This window comes from Pseudalkalibacillus sp. JSM 102089 (genome assembly GCF_041366475.1).
Taxonomy (GTDB): domain Bacteria; phylum Bacillota; class Bacilli; order Bacillales; family Guptibacillaceae; genus Guptibacillus; species Guptibacillus hwajinpoensis_B.
In genome coordinates this window covers 122,764-144,172 of sequence record NZ_JBEWYW010000004.1, presented here as the reverse complement: position 1 = coordinate 144,172, position 21,409 = coordinate 122,764, and the positions used below count along the sequence as shown (strand labels likewise).

General features: G+C 40.7%; 17 protein-coding genes, 1 other RNA gene, 1 pseudogene and 1 other annotated feature. Of the genes and pseudogenes, 4 read left to right on the top strand and 15 right to left on the bottom strand.

The annotated features are described in order from the left end of the window. Positions 1-27 precede the first annotated feature (27 nt). Positions 28-696 (top strand): RsfA family transcriptional regulator, encoded by a 669-nt coding sequence (locus ABVF21_RS11320; protein WP_371018224.1) that lies wholly within the window; start codon positions 28-30, stop codon positions 694-696. A 373-nt stretch (positions 697-1,069) separates the two neighbouring features. Here the strand turns inward: ABVF21_RS11320 and ssrS are convergent. The 4 genes from ssrS to ABVF21_RS11300 all read right to left on the bottom strand — a co-directional run bounded on the left by ssrS (position 1,070) and on the right by ABVF21_RS11300 (position 4,989). Then, positions 1,070-1,253, bottom strand: a non-coding RNA gene (ssrS, locus tag ABVF21_RS11315) — 6S RNA. 79 nt (positions 1,254-1,332) lie between these two features. Next, on the bottom strand, positions 1,333-3,120 hold the full coding sequence (aspS, locus tag ABVF21_RS11310) for an aspartate--tRNA ligase (protein WP_371018223.1): 1,788 nt from the start codon (positions 3,118-3,120) through the stop codon (positions 1,333-1,335). Then, positions 3,117-4,403 carry a histidine--tRNA ligase gene (hisS, locus tag ABVF21_RS11305; RefSeq protein WP_371018222.1) on the bottom strand — a complete coding sequence of 429 codons (1,287 nt, stop codon included), beginning with the start codon at positions 4,401-4,403 and terminating at the stop codon, positions 3,117-3,119. The genes aspS and hisS overlap by 4 nt, the downstream gene beginning before the upstream one ends. A 106-nt stretch (positions 4,404-4,509) precedes the next feature. Continuing rightward, positions 4,510-4,734: a binding site (T-box leader), on the bottom strand. An 81-nt stretch (positions 4,735-4,815) separates the two neighbouring features. Further along, positions 4,816-4,989 carry an RNA polymerase subunit sigma-70 gene (locus ABVF21_RS11300; protein WP_194219659.1) on the bottom strand — a complete coding sequence of 58 codons (174 nt, stop codon included), beginning with the start codon at positions 4,987-4,989 and terminating at the stop codon, positions 4,816-4,818. Positions 4,990-5,138: 149 nt separating this feature from the next. On the opposite strand from ABVF21_RS11300, the gene ABVF21_RS11295 reads away from it, so the two are divergent. Then, on the top strand, positions 5,139-6,563 hold the full coding sequence (locus ABVF21_RS11295) for an N-acetylmuramoyl-L-alanine amidase (protein ID WP_303532319.1): 1,425 nt from the start codon (positions 5,139-5,141) through the stop codon (positions 6,561-6,563). 90 nt (positions 6,564-6,653) lie between these two features. On the opposite strand, the gene dtd is transcribed toward ABVF21_RS11295, so the two are convergent. From dtd to ABVF21_RS11250, 9 genes and pseudogenes are all read right to left on the bottom strand, one after another. Next, complete coding sequence (gene dtd / locus ABVF21_RS11290) at positions 6,654-7,097, bottom strand: D-aminoacyl-tRNA deacylase (RefSeq protein WP_303531866.1); 444 nt, start codon at positions 7,095-7,097, stop codon at positions 6,654-6,656. A 19-nt stretch (positions 7,098-7,116) separates the two neighbouring features. Beyond that, positions 7,117-9,279, bottom strand: a complete 2,163-nt coding sequence (locus ABVF21_RS11285) for a RelA/SpoT family protein (protein WP_371018278.1) — start codon at positions 9,277-9,279, stop codon at positions 7,117-7,119. A 187-nt stretch (positions 9,280-9,466) separates the two neighbouring features. After that, positions 9,467-9,979 (bottom strand): adenine phosphoribosyltransferase, encoded by a 513-nt coding sequence (locus ABVF21_RS11280; protein ID WP_194219429.1) that lies wholly within the window; start codon positions 9,977-9,979, stop codon positions 9,467-9,469. Next, positions 9,980-12,337, bottom strand: coding sequence for a single-stranded-DNA-specific exonuclease RecJ (recJ, locus tag ABVF21_RS11275; RefSeq protein WP_303531868.1), 2,358 nt, complete (start codon positions 12,335-12,337; stop codon positions 9,980-9,982). Positions 12,338-12,469: 132 nt separating this feature from the next. Continuing rightward, positions 12,470-12,805, bottom strand: coding sequence for a LapA family protein (locus ABVF21_RS11270; RefSeq protein WP_303531870.1), 336 nt, complete (start codon positions 12,803-12,805; stop codon positions 12,470-12,472). Positions 12,806-12,843: 38 nt separating this feature from the next. After that, on the bottom strand, positions 12,844-13,752 hold the full coding sequence (locus ABVF21_RS11265) for a cation diffusion facilitator family transporter (protein ID WP_303531872.1): 909 nt from the start codon (positions 13,750-13,752) through the stop codon (positions 12,844-12,846). Positions 13,753-13,886: 134 nt separating this feature from the next. Continuing rightward, positions 13,887-16,101 (bottom strand): annotated as a pseudogene (gene secDF, locus ABVF21_RS11260) (protein translocase subunit SecDF). Positions 16,102-16,212: 111 nt separating this feature from the next. Beyond that, positions 16,213-16,470: a post-transcriptional regulator gene (locus tag ABVF21_RS11255; protein WP_226614507.1), complete on the bottom strand. Its 258-nt coding sequence runs from the start codon at positions 16,468-16,470 to the stop codon at positions 16,213-16,215. Between the two features lie 89 nt (positions 16,471-16,559). After that, positions 16,560-17,045, bottom strand: a complete 486-nt coding sequence (locus ABVF21_RS11250; protein WP_194219422.1) for a COG2426 family protein — start codon at positions 17,043-17,045, stop codon at positions 16,560-16,562. Positions 17,046-17,165: 120 nt separating this feature from the next. Between ABVF21_RS11250 and spoVB the strand changes: the two genes are divergently transcribed. Then, on the top strand, positions 17,166-18,719 hold the full coding sequence (gene spoVB, locus ABVF21_RS11245; protein WP_303531880.1) for a stage V sporulation protein B: 1,554 nt from the start codon (positions 17,166-17,168) through the stop codon (positions 18,717-18,719). A gap of 33 nt (positions 18,720-18,752) precedes the next feature. Here the strand turns inward: spoVB and ABVF21_RS11240 are convergent, their stop codons facing one another. Together ABVF21_RS11240 and ABVF21_RS11235 are read right to left on the bottom strand one after the other, a co-directional pair. Then, on the bottom strand, positions 18,753-19,418 hold the full coding sequence (locus ABVF21_RS11240) for a YetF domain-containing protein (RefSeq protein WP_303531882.1): 666 nt from the start codon (positions 19,416-19,418) through the stop codon (positions 18,753-18,755). A 155-nt stretch (positions 19,419-19,573) separates the two neighbouring features. After that, complete coding sequence (locus ABVF21_RS11235; RefSeq protein WP_306558413.1) at positions 19,574-20,923, bottom strand: ArsB/NhaD family transporter; 1,350 nt, start codon at positions 20,921-20,923, stop codon at positions 19,574-19,576. Between the two features lie 67 nt (positions 20,924-20,990). Between ABVF21_RS11235 and ABVF21_RS11230 the strand changes: the two genes are divergently transcribed. Next, the gene (locus tag ABVF21_RS11230) at positions 20,991-21,380 is read left to right on the top strand and encodes a TIGR04086 family membrane protein (RefSeq protein ID WP_303531883.1); all 390 of its coding nucleotides are present in this window, start codon (positions 20,991-20,993) and stop codon (positions 21,378-21,380) included. The last annotated feature ends 29 nt before the right edge of the window (positions 21,381-21,409 follow it).

Sequence of the window (21,409 nt, the reverse complement as noted above, 5' to 3'; positions counted from 1 at the left end):
TTAATCACATAAAGGAGCTGGATGAAAATGAAAGTAAGACAAGATGCCTGGTCTCATGAAGATGATTTATTGCTTGCCGAAACAGTGCTGCGGCATGTAAGAGAAGGCAGTACGCAATTAAAGGCCTTTGATGAAGTTGGTGATCGACTAAGTCGTACATCAGCAGCTGTCGGATTCCGCTGGAATGCCATTGTCCGCGAAAGATACGAGCAGGCCTTAAAGCTAGCGAAAAAACAGCGAAAAGAAATGAAACGAGCCGAACGAAGGCAGCCTGAATACACAAATAAAGAAACACATACGACTGTTTCCACCCAAGAACAACCAATCTCACAACCATTAATTGAAACTTCAACACCATACACCGAACCGGTACAAATGAAAAAAGAAATGACTATGAGAGAAGTAATCTCATTCTTATCAAACTTAGAACAATCCGCTTCCTCAACAAACAGGCTTAGAACAAATGTCGAGAAACTAGAATCAGAGAATCAACACCTAAAAGAAGAAAACACCCTTCTTCAACAAAAAATCAAAACACTCGAGAACGAACAACAAATCATGAAAGAAGATTACCAATCCCTCATCCAAATCATGGACCGAGCCAGAAGAATGGTCGTCCTAAACGACAACGAAGAACACAACGTCCCAACATTCAAAATGGATAAGAATGGGAACCTAGAAAAAGTCGCAAGGTGAAAACGAAAAGCGGAAGCGCCCGTTTAGCCTCGACAAGCGCTGGAACCCTCTAAAAAGAACACGCTCTTTGTGTTCATTTTAGAGGGTGAAGCGATCGAGAGGCTGGGCGCTGCAGCTAGACACCAAAAGCGGAAGGGGGCGTTTGGACACGACAGGCACTGGAGCCTTTTCATTTGAACACGGTCTTTGTGTTCGGATGAAAAGGTGAAGTGACCGAGAGTCTGCCCACTGCAGCTGGACAAAAAAAGCGGAGACGAGCGTTTAGAAACAAAGATATTGGCACTCTTGAACTAGAACACTTAAAAAACAATTCAAACAAAAAAAAGCATCCGTTCGAAATGAACGGATGCTTTATTAATTGTCATAAAAATAGAAGAGCCCCAACTGTGCCGTCCTTTCCATAATCGTTGAACCTGCATTGGCAGGTGGGTGCCTTATCCCATTCTCCGTAAGTCCTCAGCTACCGAGGCATGTACTTTGAATGGAAAGAGTCAGGCTCCCGTTGTAAAAGTGTTGGCTCAAATTATTATGGAAGTAAACGAACACTTCAGGACTCTTCGTTAACTTGTAATTGAATTATAGCAGACCTTCAAACCGATTTCAATCATCAGGTATTAGGTCCTTTTTATTATTTTTTTACTCTTTCTCAGCACCAACTGGCTTCTTAGCTAGCTCAAGATTCAACTCCTTTAGTTGATCCTCACTAACTGGAGAAGGAGCTTCTGTTAACAGGCAGCTTGCGCTAGCTGTTTTAGGGAAAGCAATTGTGTCGCGAAGGTTCGTTCTTCCTGCAAGCAACATCACGAGACGATCAAGACCAAATGCAATTCCACCATGTGGTGGGGTACCATATTCGAACGCTTCAAGAAGGAAACCAAATTCTTCCTCTGCTTCTTCTTTTGTAAATCCTAACGCTTTAAACATTTTTTCCTGAATATCACGCTGGAAAATACGTTGGGAACCTCCGCCTAACTCATAACCATTTAAGACAAGGTCATATGCATCTGCACGAACTTTTCCTGGCTCTTCTTCAAGAAGATGAAGGTCTTCTTTCAACGGCATTGTAAACGGATGATGTTCCGCAAAATAACGATCAGCTTCTTCATCGTAACTCATCAGTGGGAAGTCCATGATCCAAAGGAAATTAAACTTGGAATAGTCAATAAGGTCGAGGTCTTTTCCAAGCTTTGAACGAAGAGAACCGAGACTGTCTGCTACAACAGATTTACTGTCAGCTACGAACAGAAGAAGGTCACCCGCTTCTGCATCGAATGCTTCTTTTAGTTGAGATGCAAGAGCCTCGTCAAAGAATTTAGAAATAGGGCCTTTCAAACCATCTTCCTCTACTTTTAACCATGCCAGTCCTTTTGCTTTGTACGTTTTCACATACTCTGTTAACGCATCGATATCTTTACGTGAGTACTTACTTGCTGCACCTTTTGCATTAATACCTTTAACAGCTCCACCAGAAGAAACTGCACTAGAGAATACTTTAAAGTCAGAGTCTTTTACAAGATTAGACACATCCACAAATTCCATTTCAAAACGCGTATCAGGTTTGTCTGATCCGTAGCGATTCATCGCTTCAGCATGAGTCATGCGTTGGAATGGCTTTTCAATTTCTAATCCCTTCGTTTCCTTCAATACCGCACTCATCATTTCTTCCATCATCGCAATTAAATCTTCTTTTGGAAGGAAGGATGTTTCAATGTCGACTTGAGTAAATTCAGGTTGACGGTCCGCTCTAAGGTCCTCATCTCGGAAGCAGCGAACGACCTGGTAATAGCGTTCAAATCCTGAAACCATTAACAGTTGTTTAAAGAGCTGTGGAGATTGCGGAAGAGCGTAGAACTCCCCTTCGTGCACACGGCTTGGTACTAAGTAATCACGAGCGCCCTCAGGTGTACTTTTTGTTAACATTGGAGTTTCAATTTCAAGAAATTCATTATGATCCAGGAAATCACGAATGACTTTAGTTGTTCGATGACGGAGCTTGAATGTCTCTTGCATCACCGGCCGTCTCAAGTCCAGGTAGCGATATTTCAAGCGAATATCTTCTCCAACTTCTACATCGTTTGCAATGCTAATGGGAGGATTCTTCGCAGCATTGAGGATTTCAAGTGATTCAGCATGCACCTCAATCGACCCTGTTGGAAGATTCGGATTAACCGTTCCCTCCGCACGAGATACTACTTTACCAGTAATGCCTAGTACGTACTCACTTCTAACTTTCTCAGCAAGTTCAAGCGCTTCTTTTGAAAGGTCTGGATTGAATACAACCTGTACAATACCTGAACGGTCTCTAAAATCAATGAAGATTAATCCACCAAGATCACGACGCTTTTGAACCCAACCTTTTAATTCTACTGTTTGCCCGATCTCGCTTTCACGAATTTTCCCGCATGAATGGCTTCTTCCGATCATTCTCCAACTTCCTCCTTTAATTTCCCTTTCAGATAAGAATCAACGTGTGTTAAATCTATTGATTCTTGCTCACCTGAGTTCATATCTTTAATGTTAATTTCATTCTTTTCAATTTCTTCATCACCTAGAATTGCTACGTACTTTGATTTGAGTCGATTAGCCGCTTTAAACTGACCTTTCATCTTCTTATCAAGGTAGTCACGCTCTGTGGAAATCCCAGCATTTCTAAGCTTCTGAACAAGGCCATTAGAAACCTTTTGTGCTTCTTCCCCCATTGTCACAACATAACAATCAATTGTCTTTTCAATCGGGAGCTCAACACTTTCTGCTTCCAATGCCATTAAAAGACGCTCAATGCTCATTGCAAAACCGATTCCAGGTGTTGATGGGCCACCCATTTCTTCAACGAGTCCATTATAGCGACCACCACCGCTCAACGTCGTAATAGCTCCAAAGCCGTCAGCGTCGCTCATGATTTCAAATGCTGTGTGATTATAATAATCTAGTCCGCGTACAAGGCGGTCATCAAGAACATAATCAATTCCCATTTGATCTAAGGCTTCTTTTACTTTTGTAAAGTAAACAGTCGATTCCTGATTTAAATAATCGATGATGGAAGGCGCAGTTCCCATTAATTCATGGTCACGATCCTTTTTACAATCAAGAATACGAAGAGGATTTTTCTCCAGGCGGTTTTGACAATCGCTACAAAACTCTCCGATTCTTGGCTCAAAATGATTAATTAATGCCTGACGGTGTGCCTCACGACTTTCTTTATCACCGAGACTATTCAAATATAGTTTAAGCTTTTTAAGTCCCAATTCTTGATACAAACTCATCGCAAGCGCAATAACCTCTGCATCAATCGAAGGGTCATTACTTCCTAGCGCTTCAATTCCGAACTGAACAAATTGTCTCATCCGCCCAGATTGAGGGCGTTCATAGCGGAACATAGGGCCGATGTAATACAGTTTAACTGGCTGCTCGGGTAAACCGTACATCTTGTTATTTACATAAGCTCGAACCGCCGAAGCTGTTCCTTCAGGTCGGAGTGTTAAACTACGATTACCGCGGTCTTCAAATGTATACATTTCTTTTTGAACAATATCTGTTGTATCGCCTACTCCGCGTTGAAATAACTCGGTATACTCAAATATTGGCGTTCGAAGTTCATGATAATTGTATCTGCGGCAAATATCTCTTGCCTTATCTTCAATGTATTGCCATAACTCCGATGTACCAGGAACAATATCCTGAGTACCTCTTGGAATTTGAAAACTCATGTTTATATCCTCCTTTAATCACTAGCAAGAAGCTCTACTAACGGCTAATTCTAATGGGCTAAATCCTTTTTTTGGATACAAAAAAACTCCCATCCCTGAATCGAAATTCAGGGACGAGAGTTACCCGCGGTGCCACCCTAATGGAAAGATAAATCTTTCCTCTTAAAACAGTTAACGCCTGTCTACGTCGTCCCCTACTGAGTTATCTGTTCGGAGACGATCCTTGGAAGTGTCTTTCAAAAAAGCGGTATCGAGAAATGCTCTCAGCCTAGCGGCATTTCCTCTCTTATCAACCCGGTATTTTTTTACTTTTCTTCCTCATCGGAGCTTCGTATCGATTTACTGAATTGTTTTCTATCATACGAGTCAGTGATTTTTTTGTCAAGTATATTAGGGTTGGTTTTATAAAACATTATCGCTTCATTTTTTGTTTCATGATTTTCACGCTTTTTAATGAAAGTCCAAATTCTTCTGCGAGTTCCATATTTGACAAACACTGTTCTTTTTGTAGAAAATCATGAAAGTCGATACCAAATTCCGGCTGTGACATATGATAGCTCATCATTTCTTTATTAGTTGATCTCACAAGACCCCACCTTTTATTAGTTCAATTATTTCTTAGTTTCACCAAAAAGAATGCATTTTACTACTTAACGGAGGAATCTTTTTATCCGATAAAGAAATTATCTTATGAAAGCAGCAGGCATCATTGAAAGGAGTCATCACTTGAAAAAAATGATTTTTGCATTTTTATTTTTTGTCATAGCCATTATTTTCTCTACTTCTGCTTCGGCTGAGAAAAATGCTTATTTTGAGGAAACTGTAAATGTCCGCTTCGAACCCTCTCTTACTTCATCTGTTATCACACAGGTTCATAAGGGGGATTCAGCCATCGTTCTCGAAAGAATGACAGATTGGACAAACGTTCAACTCCATACTGGGGAAGAAGGTTGGGTTTCAAGTAGACTAGTAAGCATTTCTTCTGATTCCAAAGAGAGGAAATCAATACAATCAACCGTGGCTGATCTTCAAGTCCGTTCTGGCCCTGGTAAAGAATACAAAGTTATTGGAAATATCACTCAAGATTCTGAGTGGAATGTGATTGAGACTTCTGGCGATTGGACCTCCATTCAATTTAAAGGACAAACCGGATGGGTAGCGTCCTGGTTAGTAAGTTCTACAACAGCTAGCCCAGATCAAAAATCAAGTGAGATAAAAGAAGTAAAGGCACGTATCTTAAACGTTCGTGACTTCCCGGGAACGGAGAATCGGATCATATCTCAACTCCCTTCAGGAACAATTGTAGAAGAAGTTCGTCAAGAAAAAAACTGGAGCTTCATTCGCTATCAGAATGGACAGACTGGTTGGGTAGACAGTACCTATTTGCAAGAAACAAACAAACAAGAGGAGTCAGAATTCCTTACGATTCTATACCATGCAACAAACTTAAGAAGTGGGCCCGGGTTGAATTATGAAGTTATTAAACAAGCGCCTGCAAAAGCGCGCTACAAAATAGCTGCAAAAGAAGGCAAATGGTTTCGTATCCTTCTTGACGATGGTCGTTCAGCATACGTTGCGGACTGGGTCGTCTCTACTGCATCTAAACTATCCACTTCGCCTGTCTTGAAATCTGGAAAAACAGTTGTTCTTGATGCTGGTCACGGTGGCTACGACAGTGGTGCCCTAGGCATTACGACACTTGAAAAAATCCTTACATTGAAGACAACAACAACTATCGCGGAAAAATTAAAGAATGCAGGGGTTCAAGTTATTTTAACGAGAGATGATGATACATTTGTCTCTCTTTCTGAACGAACTCTTTTATCAGATCGTTATCAAGCTGATGCATTTGTAAGTATTCATTTCGATAGCACAGTTGATCCAACTGCAAATGGAACAACAACGTATTATTATGGTGAGAATGATATGTCCCTAGCTTCAGCGATACACGCCAAAATCGGAGATGATACAACTTTGAGAGATCGCGGTATTCGTTATGGAAATTATTATGTTCTAAGGAACAATAAGCAGCCTTCTGTCCTTCTTGAGCTTGGCTTTCTCTCAAATCCATGGGAAGAGCAATTAGTGAATAGGTTGGATTACCAATCAAAAGTGACTACTGAAATTTCAAATGGCATCCTTACTTTTTTACAGTATTAACGCTTAAGATGAAGAACCGTTTGACTTGCTTTTCTATCTATATGGATGAACAAAAAAACCGCAGTTCCAATTAGGAATTGCGGTTTTTTGTCATTCTTTGCTCTCAATGATAAGAGTTACAGGTCCATCATTCGTAAGCTGAACGTCCATCATCTCACCAAAAACACCTGTTTGCACCTCGAGACTCTCTTCTCTAAGTAAAGCGTTAAACTTATCATAAAGTACGCTGGCTTCAGGAGGTTTTGCCGCCTTCATAAAGTTTGGACGTCGCCCTTTACGGCAATCACCGTATAACGTGAATTGTGATATAGATAAAATAGCTCCACCTTTGTCTTTCACTGACAGGTTCATTCGATCATTTTCGTCCTCAAATATACGAAGGTTTGCAATTTTAGTAGCAAGATAGCCTGCATCCTCTTCTGTATCCTCGTGCGTAACCCCTAGGAGCACCACAAGGCCATGATCGATCTCACCTGTAGTTTCTCCATTCACGGTGACTGAGGCTTGCTTTGAACGTTGTATAACGGCTTTCATGGAGAACTTCCTTTCTTAACTACTGCATAATTCTACGAACAGCATAAATATCTGGAATTCGTTTAACACGCTCGACCACTTTTTGAAGATGAGCTGTGTTCCGAATGGAGACAGTCATACTAATTGTTGCCATCTTGTTATTATCTGATCGACCAGAAACAGACGTCATGTCGGTTTTGGTTTCTGCTACAGCCTGAAGAACCTCATTCAGAAGACCTCTCCGATCAAAACCACTGATTTCGATATCAACATTATAGTTTTTTGGGGAGTCGCTTTCCCATTCAACCTCTAAGAGGCGTTCCTGACCATTCTCTTCATTCACATTAGGACAGTCTTTCCTGTGAATCGAGACACCTCTCCCTTTCGTGATATAGCCCACAATATCATCACCTGGAACAGGGTTACAGCATCGTGAAAGGCGGATTAACAGGTTGTCTATCCCTTTCACTCGCACACCCGACTCTGCTCTCTTTGGCGGCCGAGAAGGTGAATGGGTCTTACCTTCAATAATTGATTTTGCTAGCTCTTCTTCCTGCTCTTTCGTCCGTTCTTTACGAGCCTTATCTGTCAGCCTTGTTGCAATTTGTGCAGCTGTAATTCCACCATATCCAACAGCTGCGTACATATCTTCTTCACTTGTAAAGTTAAATTTCTTAGATACATTTGCAATGTTATCTGAAGTCAAAACAGCCTTTAATTCAAAGCCATGGTTTTTAATTTCTTTCTCAACAAGCTCTCGACCTTTTTCAACGTTTTCTTCACGCTTTTCTTTCTTAAACCATTGCTTAATCTTATTCTTAGCGTGGGAGCTTTGACTGATTTTTAACCAGTCTTTACTTGGACCATAAGAGTGCTTAGAAGTTAGAACTTCAACGATATCCCCTGTTTTCAACCGATGATCTAGTGGTACCATTTTGCCGTTCACTTTTGCGCCAATGCAATGATTCCCAATTTCAGTATGAATGCGGTAGGCGAAATCAAGAGGTACCGAGCCAGTAGGCAATTCAAATACGTCTCCTTTAGGCGTGAAGACAAAAACCATATCACTGAATAGATCAATCTTAAGAGACTCCATAAATTCTTCAGCATTCGAAACATCATTTTGCCATTCAAGAATTTGCCTAAACCATGATAGCTTTTTCTCAAATGAGCTATTCACCTGATTCTCATCGCCTTCTTTGTACGCCCAATGAGCGGCAATCCCGTATTCAGCAACTTTGTGCATATCAGACGTTCGAATTTGCACCTCGAGAGGGTCACCTTTAGGTCCAATGACTGTCGTATGAAGCGATTGGTACATATTCGCTTTTGGCATAGCAATATAATCTTTGAAACGACCAGGCATAGGCTTCCAGCATGTATGAATAATGCCAAGAACGGCATAGCAATCCTTGATGCTATTCACAACGATACGTACCGCGAGCAAATCATAAATTTCGTTAAATTGCTTATGTTGCTTAGCCATTTTCCGATAGATACTATAGATATGTTTCGGACGACCTGAAATTTCAGCTTCAATGGAAACTTCTTTCACACGCTCTTGAATTTCGTCCACAACTTCATGGACAAATCCTTCACGTTCAGCCCGTTTCTTTTGCATTAAATTCACGATGCGATAATACTGCTGTGGATTTAAATAACGAAGCGCCGTATCCTCAAGCTCCCATTTAATAGTGGAAATTCCTAGACGATGGGCTAGAGGCGCAAATATTTCTAGCGTTTCATTCGCTTTTTGCATTTGTTTTTCTTTTGGCATGTGCTTAAGCGTACGCATGTTATGAAGTCTATCAGCCAATTTAATCAGAATGCACCTAATATCTTGAGCCATAGCGATCATCATCTTCCGGTGATTCTCAGCTTGCTGCTCCCGCTTGGACTTATACTTGATTTTCTTCAGCTTCGTAACGCCATCAACGAGCATGGCAAGTTCCGGGCTGAATTCATCAGAAATTTGTTCAAGCGTCACGTCGGTGTCTTCAACGACATCATGAAGAAAGCCCCCAGCCACTGTCACAGGGTCTACTTCAAGGTTCACAAGAATGCCAGCAACCTCAATAGGATGAATAATATAGGGTTCACCCGATTTGCGGTACTGGCCTTCATGTGCGTTTCGCGCGTATTCAAATGCTCTATTAAGATAAGAGAGATCGTCCTCAGACAGATACTTCTCCGCTCTTTCCATCACTTCTTCTATCGTCATCAAATCACCTTGATTACTGTTGGTATATTGCTTCTATTATCGTTAAAAAAAGTCAGCATGTAAAGAGATTAAGAGAAAAATGTCGTTTTCCCTAATTATTAAACGCTCAATCTTTATGTCTAAGGTGCATAAAGAGAAAGAGCGTCCGGCTATTCGGACACTCCATTCTTTAGTATGTCATTAGAGTAAAGATATCATGACGGTCAAGGTTTTTACGCCCTTCAAGATAGGAAAGCTCAATCATGAAAGCAAGTCCTACAACAACTCCACCAAGCATTTCAACTAGCTCGATCGTTGCATTGATCGTACCGCCAGTCGCAAGCAAGTCATCCGTAATCAATACTCGTTGACCTGGCTTAATAGCATCCTTATGAATCGTAAGGACGTCTTTACCATATTCAAGACCATAGTCTACTTTAGCTACTTCGCGTGGTAATTTACCTTCTTTTCGAACAGGTACAAAACCGATACCAAGAATATATGAAACCGGGCACCCTACGATAAATCCTCTTGCTTCAGGTCCTACAATAACATCAACATCTTTATCTTTCGCAAAATCCGCAATATCATTAACGACTCCTCGGTAAGCTTCGCCGTTTTGCATTAACGGAGTGATGTCTTTAAAACGAATACCCTCTTTCGGATAATCTTCAACCACTGCGATATAATCTTTATAATTCATTTACTTAATGGCCTCCTCAGTGCTATTGAAACAATTAACTGATTGATCGAACCAACTTTTCAAAGCATGATAGGAGGAATAGCAAAAATCATTTTCGAGCTTTGCTTTTTCAAGCTTACTCCTATACGTTTTAGAAGAAGTTAATTCACTTTTTACAGATTGTGGATTTAGAGAAATCAGTCCATTATCCATTGTAACAAAATCTAGCTCAAAAAACACCTCTGACATAAAGGGAACTGTTTCTTTTGACCAACCTTTATGCTTTGCGAGCTTTTCGGCATCGCGTAAGTTAAAGCTACCTCTCTTCATTAAGAAAGCATAGAACCATTTAAAATCCTCACGTGACGGAAGCGTTGAGAAAAAGTGATCCTCCTCATGCTCAAATACTGCATACGTTCGATCTGGTAACCCACCATTTCGAAACAGATTGATAAGATCTTCTTCTAAATCCGGAAGATCGAGTAGCATAACATATTTATTCTCAATTGCTAGTTTCTCTTGTTCTGTTGGATCAACAATAATGTAATCTTTCCAATCCTCAAGTCCAAGCTTTGTCATGGTGTTTTTTTGGAAAGCTACCATAACAAGCTTATCGAGCGGCAGCATTTCAAGTCGTTTTTTCAAACCTCGAATGCCTCGATAATCAAAGAGTTGCCATTCATTCACAGCGATATCTTTCACAAAGATTTGTGGCTTTCGAAGTCCATTCCACTCGTTGACGGAAAGTTGGCCAATTACGCTTACAGCAGCTCTTGATGCTATTTCTTCAAATGCATAACCGAAATGAAACCCTACGCCATCTAGCGTAGCGCCGTTTTCCTCAAGGCCTACCTTGAGGTGATTGTCCTGACTCCCAATCCTTCTAATTTGAGAGAGATGAACGTCTTTTAGCATAACAACTGGTTTCGGATTACTTACTCCAAAAGGAGCCAAAAGGTTCATTTCTTCAATTGTCTCAAGAGTAACATCCTCTACACGACAATGAAGATCTACTTTTGTAAGTGGTGTCAAATCTTCTTCTGTTAACTTATCTAAAGCCTGTTTGTTTAATCTTGAACGCAAATCTTCTAGGTAGCTTAAATCAATGGTCATACCAGCGGCCATTGGATGACCACCGAAGTGAGGGAGAATGTCTCTGCATTCAGAAAGGTTTGCAAACATATCAAAGGCCTCAATGCTTCGTGCAGATCCTTTTGCGACACCTTTCTCACGATCAATACTCATCACGATGGTTGGGCGATAATACTTTTCAACAAGTCGTGAAGCCACGATTCCAATGACCCCCGCATTCCATCCTTCCTTAGCAATGATGAGTACGCGATTGCTTTCATCACTCAAGTACTTTGACTCAACCTCTTCAATCGCTTCTTTCGTCATTGTATTAACTAGTTCCTGACGATTCTTATTAAGAGCATCAATATCAGATGCCAGCTGCTCAGCAAGAATCGGATCATCTGTTGTCAGCAGTTCAACTGCAGGGTCTGCACTATCAAGACGGCCCGCAGCATTTAGTCTCGGTCCTATTCCAAAACCAAGATGCTCTTCGTTAAGCTCCTGACCTTTTAAACCACATACATCTAGCAAAGCTTTTATTCCTGGCTTATTTGAATTCTGAAGGGCGCGAATACCTTCGCTTGCTAAAAGACGGTTCTCATCCTGAAGTGGTACAAGATCAGCGATGGTACCCATTGCGACGATCTCTAATAAATCTCCTGGAATTCTTCCAAGCAAAGCCTGCGCAAGTTTAAATGCAACCCCTACTCCTGCTAAACCTTTGAATGGATAACCACACCCTGGCTTTTTAGGGTTTATTGTCGCGTAGGAATCGGGCAGAACCGGAGGAGGCTCATGATGGTCAGTAATAATGAGATCAATACCGATTTCTTTAGCAACTTCAGCCTCATGTACACCGGATATTCCTGTATCTACAGTCACTATTAGTTGATACCCATCTTCTTGTGCCTGTCTAAAAGCAGCTTCGTTAGGTCCGTATCCCTCTGTAAATCGATTAGGAATATAGTAATCAAATATAGCGCCAAGCTCGCGTAACGTATAGACAAGTACAGTCGTGCTGCTAACGCCATCGGCATCATAGTCACCAAAAATAAGGATTCGCTCACCAGAAGCAATCGCCTGTTGAATTCTTTCGACCGATTCCTTCATACCATCCATTAAATATGGGTCGTGATAAGTTAAATTCTCTTTATATAGAAATCTTTTCGCTTCTTCTTCTCCCTCAATACCTCGATTAACTAAAAGCGAAGCAGCAAGTCGAGAAATTCCAAGTTCACTCTGGAGCCGATCAATGTTTGTTTCATCTGTTTCAGCCAGTTTCCAGCGTGTTTTAGACCTTAACATCGAATCACCTCTTAACTTGTTCATTATATATAGTTTCAGGAGCTTTGACCATAGTTCAAGAAGAGGAATCTTTTACAATCCCTCGTCAATCCACTATAAAAAGCCTTGAACTTAATCAAGGCTTTCTTGTCATTATTCCCCTTCAGTACCGGTGCCCTCATCTGTTGCCTCACCATCAAGTGGAGTATGGACAGCTTTTGATTCATTTGATGCTGGTGCTGTTTTTAACTTTTCCTTTTCTTTTTGTAACTTTCTTAGCTCTCTTTTCACTCTGTAATACTTAACCATTCCAAAACCAAGCACAAGAATCGCACCCATTAATACAGATCCCAGTATGACAAGCACAAGCGGCCAATCCGAAGTTCCAAATACATAGTTAACCTGTACAGGATCTACATTCACGACCGAAAACACCGCTATAATTAAGGCGAAAATAAGTGCTACAACTAATCCCCATTGTCCCTTCATCCTTATCTACCTCCTCTTCTACTACAATACTTATTCCATTACTCTCTCATTTTTTCCTTCGGTTCATAAGGATTAATGTGGACTAACACATCATGCACCTCATCTTCTTCAAGAAGGCGCTTTTTTACATCCTTACCGATGTCATGTCCTTCTTTAACAGAAATATCCGGGTCTACACCAAGCTTGATATCAATAATAACATAGTGTCCGTGCTCTCTAGCATAGAACTCATCAAGGTTCACAACCCCCGGCATCCCGGTAATCACTTTTTTATACTCCGTCGTATCCTCCTCATGCAGCACATGATCCAGTGTTGTGTGAATGGAGTCGAAACCAAGCTTCACAGCCATTTTAGCAATCAGAACAGAAACGAAAATTCCTGCAATCGGGTCGGCATAAATGAGCCATGGCAAGCTAAATTCGCTACCTAAAATAGCACCTGCAATCCCTATTAGAACAGCAATGGAAGAATAGACATCTGAGCGATGTTCATACGCATTCACGATCAGTGCATCACTTTTTATCTTTTTACCCAACCGATACTTATATCGAAACATCGCTTCTTTGACCACAATCGAGATGAGAGCTGCAAAGAGAGCAAGAGTCCCGGGTGCCTCAATAGGTTTGAATAGCGCCTTTCCTGAACTTATTCCAATTTCAACTCCAACTAATAACAACAACACAGCTACAATAATAGCTGCAATTGACTCTGCTTTTCCGTGACCGTAGGGATGATCTTTATCGGGTGGTAGCTTAGCGGCTCGCAAACCAACAAAAACGGCAAATGAGCCAGCTACATCTGATGCCGAGTGTGCGGCGTCGGCAATGAGAGCTCGACTATTGGAGATCGATCCAATAACACCTTTAAGTACTGCGAGGATAATATTTCCTAGTATACCAATGATCGCTGCAATCTCTGCTTTTCGAAACCGCTCTTCTTTATTCATTTTTTCACCTCTTACGTAACAAGTCATTATAGCTTTTCCCTTATTTCAAAATCTCACACCGCTCCATTTGGACACGTAAAAGCCATGGCTAAGCCATGGCTTTACTTCATCCGGGCACCCTCAAAGGAATACTCTTATGCTTCACCTTCAACAGGAGCGAACTTTTTCTTCTTCAATTGTTTCCCCTTCCATACTGCCCAAAGCTGCGAGGCAATGAAGAGAGATGAATACGTACCTGCGACTAGTCCAATCAATAAGGCAATCGCAAATGGTCTAATTGCTTCGCCGCCAAAGGCCGTAAGAGCAGCAGCAGCAAAGACAACCGTTAGCACCGTATTAATGGAACGAGCAAGCGTTTGAACAAGACTTTTATTCACAACACGTGCGACGTCCTCAAATGTTTTGACCTTTTTTTCGAACTTCATATTCTCACGTATGCGATCAAAAGTAACGATCGTATCATTTATGGAATAACCTACAATCGTTAGTACTGCTGCTATAAACGTAATGTTCACTTCAATTTGCAGAATACTGAATACCGCAATTATGAAGAACGCATCATGGAATAACGCAACGACAGCGGCAAGCCCTTGTAACCATTCAAACCTTAGTGCAACGTATACGATAATTCCTATCGAAGCAATAGCAACTGCGATAAACGCATTCTTAGCAAGATCTACTGCTACATCAGGTGAGACCGTACTAATACTCGGCTCAGCACCATAAAGCTCTATGAAATGATTTTTAATTTCAGCAACTTCATCTTTGCTAAGCTCATCCTTAAATGCAGCAACGGCAATATCCCCACCGCCAGCAAGAGTTACTGATTCGGGATTATATCCAAGACCATCGAATTCATCGCTTACTTCTTCTATTGTTAGTTTACTATCAGATTGAAGATCCACACGAGATCCACTAGAGAAATCAATTCCTAAGTTTAGTCCAAATATGGCAATTGCTAACCCACCGAGAACGATTAAAGCTAGTGAAATCGCAAAAAACTTATTACGATGTTTAACAAAATCAAACTTAATATCTCTTACTTTAGAGCTCATCGATTTCACTCTCCTTTACGCCAAAAAGTCGGGGCTTTTTATTCAGTGCCCTGCTCTTGACCCATAGGCCGAGAAGAATTCGCGAACCCCAAACAGCAGTCAAAAAGCTAACAACAATACTAGTAATTAGCATAACAGCAAATCCTTTAACAGTGCTAGTGCCATAAGCAAATAGAACTCCTGCTGCGATTAACGTCGTGATGTTCGCATCAAAAATAGTTGTAAATGAACGTCTTCCCCCAGCCTTGAAGGCCGACATGACGGATTTACCTGAACGAAGCTCTTCCTTAATTCGTTCATACGTAATAATATTTGCATCAACCGCCATCCCTACGCCGAGGATGAGTGCAGCAATACCAGGAAGAGTTAATACTGCGTTCATCCAATTAAAGACAACAAGAATCAAATAGATGTACGTAGTTAACGTAATCACCGCAATTGCTCCCGGCAAACGGTAATAGAACAGCATGAATAAGAAAATCAAACCGACTCCAATAAATCCTGCTATAACCGTTTTATCAAGAGACTGTTCACCGAACTGTGCACCAACTGAAGTTGAATAAATTTCATCTAGCTGAACCGGTAAAGAACCTGCGTTTAAAAGCTCTTTTAGATTTTCAGCTTCTTCAAGCTGAAATGGTGGTCCTGAAATGACTACAGTATTTTGAGAAAGCACTTGATTAACAGCCGGATCCGAAATAAATTTCTGTTCATCAGCTGGCTTTGTAACTTCTTCTTTATAAGAATCGCCTTCTTCATAATCAAGCCAGATCACTAGTCGATTATCCGGCTGAGGCAATTGACTGAGGTCTCGAGTTATATTTGCAAATTTTTCGGGATCCTTAAGCGTTACCTGAACAACGGGTTGGTTGTTATCAAATACAACCTTGGCGGCGCCTTCTTTAAGATCGGCTCCGCTCATTTTCTCTTCATCGTCCGTGGTTCGGAAGGTGAGCTCAGCCTGAGTGGAAAGAAGTTCACGCGCCTGGTTTTGATCTTTCACTCCAGCAAGCTGAACGCGAATGCGATCTTCCCCTTCAATCGTTATACGAGGTTCTGAAACCCCTAATACGTTAATACGCTTGTACAAAGCGCTTACTGTGCTGTTTAACAGGTCCTGACTAAGTTCTTGGCCTTCTTGAGCCGGTTCTACTTCATATAGAACTTCAAATCCACCCTGCAGATCAAGGCCTAATTTAATATCTTTTGTTACACCCATGACGGTTGTTCCAATTAATCCGCCAAGTAAAAGGACGATCAAAAAGAACGCAACGATCCGGCCTTTTTTTACCATGGAATAAAACTCCTCTCTAAACCCCCAACATTAATGCATATGTAAAACGGATAGCACACAATATTAGCTATTATATCGAAATATGAATTTTTCTGTCAATTTTAGTCTTTTCTAAGTCTGACTTTCAAACGTTTTCGTGCCTTTATATGCATGAATGGTTAACCAATTCATATATTCATTCACCGATAAACGCATAATTTCATTCACAAGTCTGTGCAACTTTACTTCTTCTAATTCATTGTTTCTTTCAAGGCGTGCAAGGAGACATTCCCAGATTTCGTCCATGGTCGCTCCACTATACCCTAACAGCAAAAACTCATCTCTCTTGCTTTCAAGCGCTGGGGATATTTCCTTCTTCCACTCTTTCATCTCGCCGTCTCCTTTCTCAAATAAGCTAGCGTTCAACATAGCATTAAATTAAGAGGCGCTATAACCTTTCAAACATTTTAAACCCTGGATTAAAAAATGGAATAAATCGCTGCGCCAACCCCAAGGCCTGCAATAATGACTCCTGTGAGGATGGAAAGAAAAGCATATTTAAAACGAATCGCAAATAAAGCAGCAGCGACACATGCGCTATATGCCCCAGTCGTCGGAAGCGGGACAGCAGTAAAAAGAATAAGCCCGATTGCACCGTACTTATCAACATTTTTACTTTTGCTTATCGTTCTATGATAAAGCCAGTCATAAAATCGTTTATACCAGCCAAATCTCATTAGCCAATTGCTTAACGGCTGAAATAGAAGAAGCAATGGAATAATCGGTAACACATTTCCTAAAAGACTAAGTGAGAACGCCTTTAAAAATGAAAAATCAAAGGTATACGCGAGAGGTAATCCACCCCTCAACTCTAATATTGGAAGCGCTGAAACAATAACTACAATCACTTCATGAGGTAGAAAACCAAGGTTCTCTACGACAAATTGTTTAATTTCTTCTTTCATTGAAACACTCCTATATGCCTGTCATGCTTTGTCCCCTAATAAGCATATACATAGTGATAAAAAATATCTAGACTTTTCTACAATTTCGCAGGTGTATACTGGATAGAAAGTAGGGTGAATATGTCAAAGCAAACCTTTCTTAGAGGGACTCTTTTTCTCATTCTCGCCGGGTTAATTACAAAGGTGCTAGGCTTTATTAACCGTATAGTGATGGTTCGTGTGATGGGCGAAGAAGGTGTCGGTCTTTATATGATGGCTGTCCCTACGCTAATTCTAACCATTACATTAACACGTATGGGACTCCCCGTTGCAATCTCAAAGATGGTCGCGGAAGCGGATGCCGAAGGAGATCGACAAAAGATTAAACGAATTTTAATTGTATCGCTCTCCATTACCACTATCCTTAGTGTCATTTTTACGACAATTATGGTACTAGCTGCACCTTTCTTATCAAAAGAAGTTTTCACAGACGACCGTACCTTTTATCCTCTTATTGCTATCGCTCCAGTTGTATCGATTGTAGCTCTTTCCTCTGTGCTAAGAGGCTATTTTCAAGGTTTACAAAATATGCGACCTTCTGCATATTCCCAGGTAATCGAGCAAATTGTCCGCATTTGCCTTGTAGCGGTTCTAACAGGGGCTTTCCTCCCATACGGTGTGGAGTTTGCAGCTGCGGGCGCAATGATTTCCGTTGTTCTCGGAGAACTTGCTTCCTTACTATTTATGTTCTCAATGTTCAAAATGAAGAAGCGCATTAAAATTCGAAGCGGTTTTTTCAATTATTTAAAAGGCGGGAGGGAAACATTTAACAGCTTAATGAAAATTTCACTTCCTACAACAGGAAGCCAGTTAATTGGTTCGTTATCTTATTTCTTTGAGCCAATCATGGTTGCCCGTAGTCTGGCGATGGCTGGTGTCGCGACAACGCTTGCCACCACACAATACGGGCATTTATCAGGCCTTGCCATCCCACTCCTTTTTCTGCCTACTTTTATTACGTATTCCTTACAAGTCTCACTCGTCCCCGCGATCAGTGAGGCTCACGCTCAGAAGCAATACAAACAGATTCAGCATCGTCTCAGCCAGGCGATTCGACTATCCATGGTTGCAGGTGGCCTTTCAGTTGTTGTTACGTATATTTTTGCCGTTCCTTTAATGGATATCATGTATCAAGCACCTCATGTAGCTATCTATGTGCAAGTAATGGCTCCTTTCTTTTTCTTCTATTATTTTCAAGGACCACTTGCGGCCGCACTTCAAGCATTAGATTTAGCTAAAGCAGCGATGATCAATAGCTTCATCGGAGCAGGCGTAAAGCTCACCGCAATTTTCTTCCTAGCTTCAAGACCTGAACTTGGCATTATGGGGGCTGCTCTAGCGATTGTTATTGGAATATTACTTGTAACGCTTCTCCATTTTGCAACACTCGTAAAAGCGATTGGTTTCTCCATCGTAGTGAGTGATTTATTGAAAGGGGTTGCGTCCATTATTGGTGCCGGAGTTGCTGGTCATTTTCTGTATGAGAACCTCGCTTCTTCATCATCAGATATACTCGGTACGTTTGTTGCTATTTGTGTAACATCAATTATTTATTGTATCCTTCTTCTATTACTTGGGTTAATTAACCGAAATGATCTTAGAAGAATTCCTCTTATCGGAAAATATGTGCATTAAATGAAGAGGAAAAAAAGAAGGTAACCGCTCTGGTTACCTTTTTTCATTCTTTAAATCAATAAAAAAGCTTCCATTCTTATGAAGAGAACAGAATGAGATACGTTTAATATCCTTATGACCCACTTTTCTTAATTCCTGACGAAGCCATAAAGCTGTTTTTCCAATTCGTTCAAGATGTTCCTCTTGTACTTTCCCGTCGAGAATGAGAGGGAGTGGCATCAATGTCTCTGGGTGTTCCTTCTTATTATCTTCCTCTTTTCTAATGACAGATAGCTTTCCAGAAGGCTCAAGGATGGCGAATTCCACGTCCGAAACAGAAGCAACATTATTTTCTCTCAGTTGAATAAGCAAATCATCAAAGTTATACCGTTGTTTTTTCATTTCGACCTCATCAATTCGACCACGATCAATTAAAACAGATGGCTTTCCATCTACAATTTCTCGAACCTTCTCACTTTTTAATGAAATATAAGCCATAATCATTTGAATAAGTACTAGAATGACCATTGGAACAATTGTATTTATCATTGGCGTTTGAGGGTCTTCAATTGACATAACGGCAAGCTCAGCAATCATAATGGAGACAACAAAATCAAGAATGCTTAACTGACCAATTTCTCGTTTTCCCATGACTCGAAAAACAAAAATGATAACAAAATACAAAACAAGTGTCCTCATTATGACTGTCATAAATTCCATCCCTGAATCCCTCCTTCCAGTCTTGTTTTGATTAGTGTAACCATGTTTCAGCTCAGCATGAGGAAATGTATTGAAAAAACGGATTTTTACATTTCATTAAAATAACGTGTGAACCATAGACAGGATGATCTTAGTCCAAATAAAAAAAGCTTCCCTCAATAATAGGGAAGCAAGTAGCGGAAATACATGTAGATTGTACTAATGGCAAGTGACACACAAACAACAGGTATTCCGATTTTCAAAAATTCAATAAAGCGAACTTCTTGTTTATCTTTCAGCGCTAGACCTGCTACTACTACGTTTGCTGAAGCACCGATTAACGTTCCGTTCCCCCCAAGACAAGAGCCTAAGGCAAGCGACCACCACAATGGATCAAGGTTTGTCATTCCATAACCCGAAAATTCCGTAATGACAGGAATCATCGCTGCTACAAATGGAATATTATCTAAAAAGGCTGAGAGAAAACCAGATCCCCATAAAATCACAAGCGATGTTTTAGGCAAATCGCCGTCCGTGTATAAGAGAATACTTCTCGCCACTTCATCAATAATCCCTACTTCCTCTAATCCACCGATTAAAATGAACAATCCAATAAAGAAGAACAAGGTCACCCATTCAATTGACTCGAATACCTCTTCAATCTTGTGTTCATTTTGTGTGATGAGTAATAAAAGGACCGCTCCTGCCATCGCAATGTTAGTTAGCTCTGTATGTAAAATAGGATGTAGCAGAAAGCCTGAAATCGTCATTAGCAGAACGATCGACGATTTATAAAGAAGAGGTCCTCTCTTTAAATAATCATCTGCATTAATTCGAAGCAACGTCTGTCGATGGTCGTCGTCTACAGTCAATCCCTTTCGATATAAAAATAAAAGACCTGTCATGATCACAGCATAAATGACAACAACCACTGGTGCCAGGTTATATAGAAAATCATTAAAGTCTAAATGATCAACAGCCTGCCCGATCATGATGTTCGGCGGATCACCAATCAATGTTGCTGTACCACCTATATTAGAAGATAAAATAACAGTTACTAAAAAGGGCATGCTCGTAATTTTAAGTATCCTTGTCAAGGTAAGTGTAATTGGTACGAGAAGAAGAACAGTCGTCACATTATCTAACAAAGCTGATCCAATTGCAGTCAATGTCCCTATTACAGCAAGTAGCGGCAGCGGTTTTCCTTGTACCTTTTGCGCAAGTTTGATGGCAATATATTCAAACAATCCATTCTGACTTGTAATGGAGACAAGAATCATCATTGAAAACAATAATGCAATCGTATTCCAATCAACGTGGTTCATGAAAGCAGAATCGGTGGTTGTAATTCCTGAAAGTAGCATGAGAAGACCACCGCCACAGGCAACGATCGCACGATTAATTTTCTCAGTTAATATGCCGACGTAAGCAAGAACAAATATGATGAGCGCGATGATCATTTCCAATCCATGCTGCCCCTTCCCTGTCCCGTTTCTAACATCGTATGACGAGCTGTTCGATTTCATGAATAGACTTCTATTTCCTTCTCAAACGAATAGAATGTACAAACTATCTCGTTTAAGGAGGAAGACCATGAGATCGAAACATGCAGTCTCAAGTATGGGCGCAGGGCTATTAGCAATAATCGTGATTGTGCTTGCAACTAGCGTGCTTTTTTCTTTAATTCTTCGTTTCACATCTGTATCAGAAAACGGACTGAGCCCATTCATTATTGTTGCTACAGTTATTGCATTTTTTATAGGTGGATTTATTTCAGGTGGGAAAGGAGGAGAACGCGGTTGGCTACTAGGAGGAGGAACAGCCATTATGTACGTCATTCTCCTCTTTCTTATTCAGTATCTGGGTTACAGAATAAACATGAATCTTGAACAATTGCTTTATCATGCTGGTTATGGTCTGATTTGCATTCTAGGAGGAATCATGGGGGTAAATGTTAGAGGCGGAAATCATCGAGAGGCTTAGACGAACAAAGAGCGCCCTCTGATGAGGAC

Excerpts from the sequence above, each read along its gene's own strand:
- ABVF21_RS11320 (WP_371018224.1), top strand. The coding sequence starts at position 28 with ATGAAAGTAAGACAAGATGCCTGGTCTCATGAAGATGATTTATTGCTT.
- aspS (WP_371018223.1), bottom strand. The coding sequence starts at position 3,120 with ATGATCGGAAGAAGCCATTCATGCGGGAAAATTCGTGAAAGCGAGATC.
- hisS (WP_371018222.1), bottom strand. The coding sequence starts at position 4,403 with ATGAGTTTTCAAATTCCAAGAGGTACTCAGGATATTGTTCCTGGTACA.
- ABVF21_RS11295 (WP_303532319.1), top strand. The coding sequence starts at position 5,139 with ATGATTTTTGCATTTTTATTTTTTGTCATAGCCATTATTTTCTCTACT.
- dtd (WP_303531866.1), bottom strand. The coding sequence starts at position 7,097 with ATGAAAGCCGTTATACAACGTTCAAAGCAAGCCTCAGTCACCGTGAAT.
- ABVF21_RS11285 (WP_371018278.1), bottom strand. The coding sequence starts at position 9,279 with ATGGAAAGAGCGGAGAAGTATCTGTCTGAGGACGATCTCTCTTATCTT.
- ABVF21_RS11280 (WP_194219429.1), bottom strand. The coding sequence starts at position 9,979 with ATGAATTATAAAGATTATATCGCAGTGGTTGAAGATTATCCGAAAGAG.
- recJ (WP_303531868.1), bottom strand. The coding sequence starts at position 12,337 with ATGTTAAGGTCTAAAACACGCTGGAAACTGGCTGAAACAGATGAAACA.
- ABVF21_RS11270 (WP_303531870.1), bottom strand. The coding sequence starts at position 12,805 with ATGAAGGGACAATGGGGATTAGTTGTAGCACTTATTTTCGCCTTAATT.
- ABVF21_RS11265 (WP_303531872.1), bottom strand. The coding sequence starts at position 13,752 with ATGAATAAAGAAGAGCGGTTTCGAAAAGCAGAGATTGCAGCGATCATT.
- ABVF21_RS11255 (WP_226614507.1), bottom strand. The coding sequence starts at position 16,470 with ATGAAAGAGTGGAAGAAGGAAATATCCCCAGCGCTTGAAAGCAAGAGA.
- ABVF21_RS11250 (WP_194219422.1), bottom strand. The coding sequence starts at position 17,045 with ATGAAAGAAGAAATTAAACAATTTGTCGTAGAGAACCTTGGTTTTCTA.
- spoVB (WP_303531880.1), top strand. The coding sequence starts at position 17,166 with ATGTCAAAGCAAACCTTTCTTAGAGGGACTCTTTTTCTCATTCTCGCC.
- ABVF21_RS11240 (WP_303531882.1), bottom strand. The coding sequence starts at position 19,418 with ATGGAATTTATGACAGTCATAATGAGGACACTTGTTTTGTATTTTGTT.
- ABVF21_RS11235 (WP_306558413.1), bottom strand. The coding sequence starts at position 20,923 with ATGAAATCGAACAGCTCGTCATACGATGTTAGAAACGGGACAGGGAAG.
- ABVF21_RS11230 (WP_303531883.1), top strand. The coding sequence starts at position 20,991 with ATGAGATCGAAACATGCAGTCTCAAGTATGGGCGCAGGGCTATTAGCA.